Here is a 9,531-nt window from a genome sequence, read left to right as displayed (position 1 = left end):
ACCATCGGTTACGGACTGCCGGACTTCGCAGAGGAACTCAACTACGGAGTCGATCTATCAACCATCTGAGGGTGGTATCAGATTGATGGGGTGAAGGTGCCCCATCAACCATTAAATCCGTATACCCGGAATTTCGAGATCGACCTGCAGCGCCTGAACCTGACCTACTCGAACAATTTCTCGGATACGGGAAATCTGCTGGCGGTCGCCTACCAGTTCGACGACGAGACGGAGTTCTGGGTCGCGCCGATCCGTTTCAGCGGTACAGGCGTGCCGGTGGGCGATAACGAGGTCGATCGCTACCAGCATATCAACGACTACAAGCAGCAGCAGCGGGGTCTCAAGTTGGAGGTACGGGAGTCCTTCGGTCGCTGGGGCGTCATGGGCGGGCTGGAGATGCGCAGGAACACCTTCGACGAGATCTCCGTCGTCAAGGAAGACTACAAAAACTCGCCGGCACCGGCCGCACCGGTTTTCCTCGCCGGAGATGTCATGTCGGACTCCTTTCGCAAGGAGCGCACCCGGGCAGCATATATCGAGGCGAGTCTTGGTGTGAGCGATGCAACTACGCTGACAACGAACTACCGCCTGGATCGTATCGATCTCGAGGACGAAGACCGGATGACGGCTTCCCAGGGGAGCAAATCGTTGCGTGTCCATTCCTGGCGCGTGGGTTTGGACCATCGACTGAGCGATCGAACGGCGCTTTATGGGGGAGTCTCGACCGGTTTCCGAACGCCGACGCTCACCGAGCTTGCTGGCAACCCCGACCTTGAACCCGAGCATACCCTGACGTACGAGATTGGCATGCGCTCGAGTGTCGATCTGCTGGGCTGGAGAACGCATCTGAATGGCTCTCTGTTCCACATCGAACGCAAGGACTTCATTCTGAGCAACGTCGGCCAGTATGTGAGTAACCGCGTGGGTGGTGACATCTTCCATGACAACGTCGGTCATACAGTGAGTCGGGGGCTCGAACTGGCCCTTCAGACCGAGGTCCAGCACCAGCTTGGGTTCGATGTCGCCTATACGTACCTGCACAACCGCTTTTCGCGTTATGACGACTACCATCTGGCGCTGGGCAACGCCCAGGGCGGGACGAAGGTGAACTCGTTGGCGGACCTGACCAATCCGCTCACGCAGGTCTACTTCCAGCACTACAACAACAAGGGCAAGACGGTTCCCAGGAGTCCGGAGCACACTGTGAACTTCCGCACCCACTGGCATCCGGCGGATGGTTGGCGGCTGACCGCGGAACTCGATCACCGGAGTTCGAGCTATGCGGACGAGATCAATCAGGAGAAGAACCCGGCGCGAACGTTGCTCAACCTGATGCTCTCCTTCGACCGCGACGTGCGCGTGTTCGGGAACGAACGGTCGCGGCTGAGGGCGTTCGTGAAGGTCGACAACGTCACTGACAAGCGCTATTGGCTGATCGCACGCGGCCACCATGACGCCAACCGTGACGGCGTCTACAACGCTGAGGACCTTTCCATTGTGCCGAGTCCGGGGCGCACCTGGTCGGCAGGACTCTCCCTGAAGTTCTAAGGCGGGGCCGTTCGTGCGCCCTCGCGCGGCCTTGTGCTCGTGAGGGCGCCTCGCCCCGACGCCTTCGTTGAGTGAAGAAGGCAGTCCTGAATTCTCTCGTGGAAGCACACATGAACAAACTAGCGATTCCTTCGCGCATACTCGCGGCCGCCCTGGGTGGCTATGCGCTGGCAAACAGTGGCGCGATCCTGCTTGCCGCGGCCCTGCCGGGTGGGCAGGCCGAAGCGGTGACCTGGGGGTTGCTTGCGAGCTTCCTCATCTACACCGCCGCAGTGATGTGGGTATTCTCGGTGCGATCGGCCTTGCGCGCATGGCTTGGCGTGCTCGTGCCTGGTTTTGTCTGCGGAGCACTTGCGTGGATTCTGATGCAAGGAGGTACGCCATGACCGGGCACTTTCGTCAGTCAATGGCCTGGCTGCATACCTGGACCGGATTGGTGCTCGGTTGGGTTCTGTACTTCGTGTTCGTGACCGGGACCTTGGGCTACTTCGACACCGAGATCGATCGCTGGATGCAACCGGAGTTGCCTGTGGCTACCGAGATGGCCGATGCGCGGGCGACGGTGCGGGTGGCGCAGGACTATCTGGAGCACCACGCACCGGGTCATGCGCGCTGGTTCATCAGCCTGCCGACCGATCGCAACTCCCCCTACCTCTCGGTATTTTCCCAGCAGGGGCGGGCGCACGGTGGTCCGGGGATGCATGCCGACCGGGTTTTGCTGGATGCGGAAACCGGGCGGGCGCTTCGGGCACGTGACACCGGAGGAGGGCAACTGCTCTATCAGATGCACTGGAAACTGCACTACCTTCCCGAGATCGTGGGGCAGTGGACCGTTGGAGTGGCGACGATGTTCATGTTGCTGGCGTTGATTACCGGCATCGTGGTGCACAAGAAGATCTTCAGCGACTTTTTCACCTTCCGTCCGGGCAAAGGCCAGCGTTCGTGGCTGGATGCCCACAACGCCACCAGCGTGATCTCGCTGCCGTTCCAGCTCATGATCACCTACTCCGGTCTGGTGTTTCTGATGACCGTCTACATGCCGATGATCGTGTCGGCCTTCTATGGTTCGGACGACGCGGCGCAGCGTGTATTCCGCGAAGATCTTGCGTCGCGACCGGCACTGGTGCAACCCGCTCGTACCCCGGCGTCGCTGCTGCCACTTGACCATATCATTGCCGATGCGCAGGAGCGTTGGGGCGAGGGCGCGATCGATGCGCGGGATGTCCGTCATCCGTACGACGCCCATGCCCGTGTGATCGTGCGTGGCAGTATTGCGGCAGGACCGGTTCGAGCCGCCCCCAGCCTTGTCTATGACGGGGTGAGTGGCGAGTTGCTCGCGGAGCAGGCTGCACGCACGTCGGCGGCGAAGACCACGCGCGACCTGTTGCTGGGCTTGCATGAAGGAATGTTCGCCGGTCCGGTAGTCCGCTGGTTGTACGTGCTGTCCGGCCTGCTCGGTTGCGCGATGATCGGCTCCGGCCTGATCCTGTGGATGGTCAAGCGGCGACAGCGCGAAGCCAAGCTGGGCGGCTCTGCGTATCCGGGGCTGCAGTTGGTGGAGCGGCTCAACATCGCAACCTTGGTTGGGCTGCCCGTAGGCATTGCCGCGTACTTCTGGGGAAATCGCCTGCTTCCGGCTGAACTGGCTGAACGGGCCACATGGGAAGCCAACATTCTGTTTCTTGCGTGGGCGGCGATGGCCGCACATGCCGTGTGGCGTCCGGTGGCGCGTGCCTGGGGCGAGCAACTGTGGCTGGCCGGTGCGGCGTATGCACTGTTGCCGATGCTCAATGCACTGACGACCGAGCGTCACCTCGCGAGAAGCCTGCTTACTGGAGATTGGGTGTTCGCCGGGTTCGACCTGACGATGCTTGCCGTGGGTGTGATGTTTGCGTCGGTGGCGTATGCGCTTGCTCGTCGTCAGCGCCGGTTTGCTGCACGACAGGTGATCGATTCACCTCCCCCGTCGCACATCGTCGCCACCCGCGCGGAGGAAACGGCATGAGTGCCACTCTCGCGGTATCCGCCGTGTTCCTGTTGGCATTCGCCGGCTATGTCATGTTGGCGCATGCAATGGATCGGCACTTCCGCCAGCTCCGTCCTGGTCGGCCCTTACCCGGCCGCGCCCTGCGCATGGGTCTTCGCTCGGCGGGTTGGCTTCTGCTGGCCGTGTCGTTCTGGGTTGCGGTGCAGGCCTGGGGCGTCGGAAGCGGCGCCGTGGCCTGGTTCGGCGTTTCGAGCATGACCGCCGGTATGCTGATTGGTTTGTTGCCGTACCGACCACGCTGGATTGCTCCGATTGGCCTGTGCTTGGCGCTGCTGGGGTTGCTCTTGTTTGCGCCGCTCGCAAATGCGGCCCCCAGGGTCGCGCTGTTGTCGACCTCCTTCGTGCTTGAACGCAAGTTTGCGCTACTGGAAGAGGCCGCAGCGCGCGAGGGGGTGGACCTGGCCTGGGTGCAGGTGGATCGGGCAGATGAGACGGCTATACGCCGGGTGCTGGATGGGGCTGACCTGCTGATTGTCGATACGCCGCGTAGCGATGATCAGGCGGCGCTGGAGCAGGCCGCCGGCGAAGCAGTTCGTGCCGCTGGAATCGCGTCAATCCGCATCCAGGTGATGACGCCGACTCAACGACTGCGTGCCGAGGATGTGCCTCTTACGGTGGCCGAGGCGGTGCACGCCTATTACGTCAGTGGCAGGACGGTGAACCACGAACGCCTGTTTCGCTACCTGAAGGCCTTCATCGAGGAAGGTGATCTGGCCGCCGTGCCGCCACCGAGTCCGCTTCCGGATGGGGGTATCTACCATCCGGAAGCGCCTGATGCGGTGTTTGCGACATTGCCGGACTATCTCGCATGGTGGTCGGCTCGCAAGGAGCAGCCGTGGGAGCGACGGCCGGTGATCGGCATGGAGATGTCTTCCAGCTATATCGCTGACGGACAGACGCGCATGCTCGATGAGACGATACAGGCGCTGGAGGGTGCTGGCGCGGTGCCGCTCGTGTTCTACCGGACCACCCGGCTCGCCCGTAGGCAGGCAGAAGCCGGTGGGCGCCGTCCAGCAACCATGGTCGCGGAAGAGCCTGCGGGCTTTCCGAATCCGCAAGCGCGCCGAGTGGCGCGGATCGACGAGCCAGTGATCGAGCTCGACGGGCGTCCGGTTTTCGACGTACTCATGGTCAACACCTTCCTCGGTAGTGATCCGGAGGCACGCAAAGCCTGGCACCAGGAGATGGACCTTCCGGTTCTCAACGTCATCCACTACCGGAGTGGGAACCGTGCCGATTATCTGGCCGATACAGCCGGCATTGGTACCTTTTTCCTGCCTTTCACGCTGACCACGGCCGAGTACGTTGGTTTGATCGATCCGATCGTGCTCACCAGCAATGAGGGCGGGGAGCTGGTGCCGATGCACGAGCAGATGAATATGTTGGTCGGAAAGGCAATGAAACTCGCTGAACTTCGGCGAAAATCAAATGCGGAGAAGCGTCTTGCACTGATGTTCTGGAACCACCCGCCCGGCGAGCATAACCAGGGGGCCTCTAATATGAACGTGCCACGCTCCCTGGAAATCCTGTCCGCGCGCCTGATCGCAGAAGGTTATGCCGTTGAACCGCTGGCCGAACAGCAGATGATCGATACCGTTCCGATCCTGCTCAAGCCACGATATCGGCGCGATGGGTTGCCGGTCCTGATGCAGACGCCGCACTGGGACAGATTTCCGCTGACGCAGTACCTCGACTGGTACTCGACGCTGCCCGCTACGGTGCGGGAGCAGATCGAGGCCTACTGGGGGACTCCTGAGCAAAGCCACTGGGTGGCCGAGGTAGATGGTGAGATGCAGTTCGTCATCCCGCGCATGCGCATGGGGAATCTGCTCGTGATGCCGCAGCCGGCCCGCGGCGAGGGACATAGCGAAGAGGAAGAAAAGCACCTGTTTCACGATAGCAAGGTGCCGGTCCACCATGCCTATCTCGCGACCTATCTCTGGGTGCGCGAGCATTTCGGGGCCGATGCGATCATCCACTTTGGTACCCATGGCAGCCAGGAGTGGTTGCCCGGCAAGGAACGGGGGCTTTGGGCCTATGACGATCCCAATCTTCTGGCTGGCAGCACGCCGATCGTCTCGCCCTACATTGTCGACAACATCGCCGAGGCCATCCACGTCAAGCGTCGGGGACGTGGAGTCATCGTCAGCCACCAGACGCCACCGTTCTCACCGGCCGGACTGTCCGACGACTTTGTCGCGATCAATGACCAGATCCGCGAATACCAGTCTGTGGACGAAGGGCTGGTCAAGGCCAACAATCGGGCACTGATCATCGACCAGGCGGTAAGGATGAATATCCATGGTGATCTCGGCTGGAAGGTCGCCGATCTTGAGGCCGGGTTCGACGAGTTCCTGCGCGAGATCGAGGATTACCTCGAAGAACTGGGCATGGCGATGCAACCGCTTGGCCTGCACAGTTTCGGGCAGACGGCACTGCCAGAACATCGGGTGAGTACCGTGATGCAGATGCTCGGGCAACAGCTGTACGAGCACCTTGGCGTCGCACCCGGCGAAGTCTTTCGCGACGACTACCGCTCGCTTCTGGAAAGCGCGCCCTACCGCTTCGTGCTCGAGAAAGTGTTCTCGGACCTTGCACCGGACGCCTTCGATCCCGATGCGCGTGTGTTGGTCGAGCAAGGGCGCACCTTCGACCGCATGCTTGATGCTGAAACGGAAACCGAGGGGCTGTTGCGCGCGTTGTCCGGACGCTGGGTCGACCCCTCCTACGGCGGAGATTCGGTCCTCAATCCGGATGCGCTGCCGACAGGACGCAACATCTACGGTTTCGACCCCACCCGAGTGCCGACGCGCGCGGCCTGGGATGCGGGCGTGGAGGCAATGCAGGGGCTGATCCTGTCTCATCAGGCGACCCACGGTGAGTTTCCAGAGAAGCTGGCGTTCTCACTTTGGAGCACCGAGACGATGCGCCACCTTGGGATGCTGGAGGCGCAAATCCTCTACGCAATGGGCGTGCGTCCTGTGTGGGATGCAGGTGGCCGAGTGGTCGGCATGGAGCCGATTCCGCTGGAGGAGTTGGGGCGCCCGCGCATCGATACGGTGATCTCGCTGACGGGCCTCTATCGGGATCAGTTTCCGAATGTGATGGAGTGGTTCAATCATGCGATTGTCTTGCTCGCGGAACTTGATGAGCCACAGACCGAAAATCTCATTCGTCGCAACAGTCTGGCGCTTGAGCAGCGATTGCGCGAGCTTGGCGTGCCCTCTGAGGATGCGCGGCTGTTTGCGTTGACCCGGGTGTTTGGTAACGAAAGCGGTGATTATGGCACTGGACTACCCGATGGCACGCTCGCCTCGGACCAGTGGGAAGAGGGAGATGGACAACTTGAGAACCTCTACCTGTCGCGTATGTCCTGGGCTTATGGTCCAGACGCGACGCGCTGGAGCGAAAAACTGTTTGCCCCGGATGGCTCGTTGGTAAACGCCTATGCCGAACACCTGCGCGGAACGAGTGCGGCGGTTTTCTCTCGCTCGTCGAATCTGCGCGGACTGCTGGACACCGATCATCCCTTCGAATATCTCGGCGGGATCTCGATGGCAGTGCGTCACCTCGATGGCAAGGCTCCGCAACTCTACATCTCCAATATGCGTGATCCCCTGCGGGCTCGCCTTCAGACGGCAGAGCGATTCCTGTCGAGCGAGCTACGCTCGATCTACCAGCATCCAAACTGGTTGAAGGAGATGCAGGCCGAGGGATATGCCGGAACCCTGCAACTGCTCAACGCCGTCAACAACTTCTGGGGTTGGCAGGTGATGGATCGCGATGTGGTGCGAGACGATCAATGGGACGAGTTTCATGCGACCTACGTAATGGATCGATACGAGCTCGGCATGCGGGAGTGGTTTGAAGCCGCCAATCCGACAGCTTTGGCGCAGATCGTCGAGCGCATGCTGGAAGCCGTGCGCAAGGGCTACTGGGAAGCCAGTGAGCAGACCGTACGGGAGCTTGTTGAAACCTACGTCGATATTGCCGAACGGCATGACGTGTTCACTGCCAACCGGACCTTTACGGCCTACGTCGAAGAACTCGCGGCGGGATTCGGTTTGGGCGTCGAGCCGGTAATTGAAGCATCGCAGAATCAGCCCGAAGCCTCCGAGCCAGATAACGCACCGTCCGAATCGCCGATGGAGAGTGTTTCGGGGCAGCGGCTAGAGCAGGTCGAGCCCCCTGAACTCGCCGCCTCCGAACTGCCCGCTGCATTGTGGCTCTTGGGTCTGATCATGGTCATGGGAGCCTCCCATCGCGCCTGGCAGACTCATCGCCACACGCCAAACGCTTGATTTTCTTGAAAGGAAGCAGGTTATGAATGCAATTGAACAACTGATGTTTGATGTCTCCGGCTTTTTCATGTTGCCGGTACTACTGGTCTTGTGCGTGATGTTTCTACATGCACTGTACTCGATGGGCAGCTTTCTCTATGACTTGGGAGCAAAGCGCTTCTTCGGACGCCGATATGCACCCCTCAGCCAGATTGCGGCTCAGTCACCGACGATTACGCTCGAAGACCTTGAACTGCGCTTGCTCAAGGAGCTTGAGGCGTTGCGCATCACAAGCCGGGTCGCACCGTTGCTCGGTTTGGTGGCAACCATGATTCCCATGGGGCCCGCGTTGATTGCGGTTGCAAATGGAGACTCAGTCGGAATGGCAGAGCAGCTGGTGGTCGCGTTTGCTGCAGTGATCGTCGCGCTTCTTGCAGCGGCGATGACTTATGTGGTTTTGATGGTGCGTCGCCGGTGGCTGCTTGCTGAGATAAACGATTGGCTCGCGGAACGGGAGCGCACCCGAACCGCACGACATGCATCCGAAGCGCTCCATCCGCAACCTGCTGGAGTGAGAGCATGAGCACCTTGGAAGGGCGGAGTCGCCTTAACATTCTTGGCGAGGATGATCACGATGATCCAATCCTGAGCGTCGTGAATCTCATCGATGTATTCCTGGTGATCATCGCCGTCCTTCTTATCGTTGTAATCGAGAATCCGATCAACCCGTTCTCGTCTGATGACGTCGTCGTGATCAAGAATCCGGGTACTGACGAGATGGAGATGATTGTCAAACAGGGCGAGGAACTCACGCACTACAAGAGCAGTGGTGAAATCGGCGAAGGGAAGGGCATCAGGGCCGGTGTGACCTATCGGCTGGACGATGGCACGCTGGTCTACGTACCGGAAGACTGACTTGATCTGATGGGTGGGATGCCAGCCGGCTGAGGGCTGGGATGAGTCCGAGACTTGTTGGTCCCCTCATGTGCGTGAGGGGACCGTTGGCCCAACGTTTCGTCGCCAGGGGTGTCACATCCCCTGGTAAATCGGCCCCTCGCCGCCCTGTGGGACCACCCAGTTGATGTTCTGGGTCGGGTCCTTGATGTCGCAGGTCTTGCAGTGGACGCAGTTCTGCGCGTTGATCTGCAGGCGGGGGCCGGCCTCCTCGCGGACGATTTCGTACACGCCGGCTGGGCAGTAGCGCTGTTCGGGCGCGTCGTACTGGTCGAGGGTGATGCGGATCGCCACCGACGGGTCCTTGAGCTGCAGGTGGCAGGGCTGCTCTTCTTCGTGGTTGGTGTTCGACAGGAACACGGAAGAGAGCCGGTCGAAGGAGATCACGCCGTCGGGTTTCGGGTAGTCGATCGGCGTGCATTCGCTCGCCTTCTTCAGTGCGCTGTGGTCTGCGCTGTTGTGCAGGGTCCACGGTGCTTTGCCGCGGAACAGGATCTGGTCCATGCCGAACAGCAGCGATCCCATCCACAGGCCCTTCTTCATAAGCGGCTTGAAGTTGCGAGCCTTGTAGAGTTCGTCGAACAGCCAGCTCTGGCGGAAGGACTCGGGGTAGGCGGTCAGTTCGTCGCGCGAGCGCTCGGCCACCAGCGCATCGATGGCCGCTTCGGCGGCGAGCATGCCGGACTTCATCGCCGCGTGGAT

Annotated in this window: 7 protein-coding genes; 6 read left to right on the top strand and 1 reads right to left on the bottom strand. The window is 60.9% G+C overall.

The genetic code is table 11. From position 1 onward, the window contains the following. Window positions 1-90 precede the first annotated feature (90 nt). The 6 genes from GPA21_RS16995 (at window position 91) to GPA21_RS16970 (ending at window position 8,790) form a co-directional block, all read left to right on the top strand. Window positions 91-1,548 (top strand): TonB-dependent receptor domain-containing protein, encoded by a 1,458-nt coding sequence (locus tag GPA21_RS16995; RefSeq protein ID WP_168989302.1) that lies wholly within the window; start codon window positions 91-93, stop codon window positions 1,546-1,548. A 110-nt stretch (window positions 1,549-1,658) separates the two neighbouring features. Continuing rightward, on the top strand, window positions 1,659-1,934 hold the full coding sequence (locus GPA21_RS16990) for a DUF3649 domain-containing protein (protein ID WP_168989301.1): 276 nt from the start codon (window positions 1,659-1,661) through the stop codon (window positions 1,932-1,934). Then, a complete protein-coding gene (locus GPA21_RS16985) occupies window positions 1,931-3,553 on the top strand; it encodes a PepSY-associated TM helix domain-containing protein (RefSeq protein ID WP_168989300.1) in 1,623 nt (540 codons plus the stop codon). Before GPA21_RS16990 ends, GPA21_RS16985 begins: the two co-directional genes overlap by 4 nt. Next, complete coding sequence (gene cobN, locus GPA21_RS16980; RefSeq protein ID WP_168989299.1) at window positions 3,550-7,896, top strand: cobaltochelatase subunit CobN; 4,347 nt, start codon at window positions 3,550-3,552, stop codon at window positions 7,894-7,896. Before GPA21_RS16985 ends, cobN begins: the two co-directional genes overlap by 4 nt. A gap of 22 nt (window positions 7,897-7,918) precedes the next feature. After that, window positions 7,919-8,458 (top strand): MotA/TolQ/ExbB proton channel family protein, encoded by a 540-nt coding sequence (locus tag GPA21_RS16975; RefSeq protein WP_168989298.1) that lies wholly within the window; start codon window positions 7,919-7,921, stop codon window positions 8,456-8,458. Further along, window positions 8,455-8,790 carry a DUF2149 domain-containing protein gene (locus GPA21_RS16970; RefSeq protein WP_168989297.1) on the top strand — a complete coding sequence of 112 codons (336 nt, stop codon included), beginning with the start codon at window positions 8,455-8,457 and terminating at the stop codon, window positions 8,788-8,790. Before GPA21_RS16975 ends, GPA21_RS16970 begins: the two co-directional genes overlap by 4 nt. A 114-nt stretch (window positions 8,791-8,904) precedes the next feature. Here GPA21_RS16970 and GPA21_RS16965 read toward each other — a convergent pair. Then, the coding region (locus GPA21_RS16965) for an electron transfer flavoprotein-ubiquinone oxidoreductase (RefSeq protein ID WP_211163660.1) at window positions 8,905-9,531 on the bottom strand (627 nt) is incomplete at its 5' end.

This window comes from Azoarcus taiwanensis (assembly GCF_012910885.1).
Taxonomy (GTDB): domain Bacteria; phylum Pseudomonadota; class Gammaproteobacteria; order Burkholderiales; family Rhodocyclaceae; genus Azoarcus_F; species Azoarcus_F taiwanensis.
The sequence above is the reverse complement of the archived record's forward strand: the minus strand, read 5'-3'. Positions and strand labels throughout refer to the sequence as shown.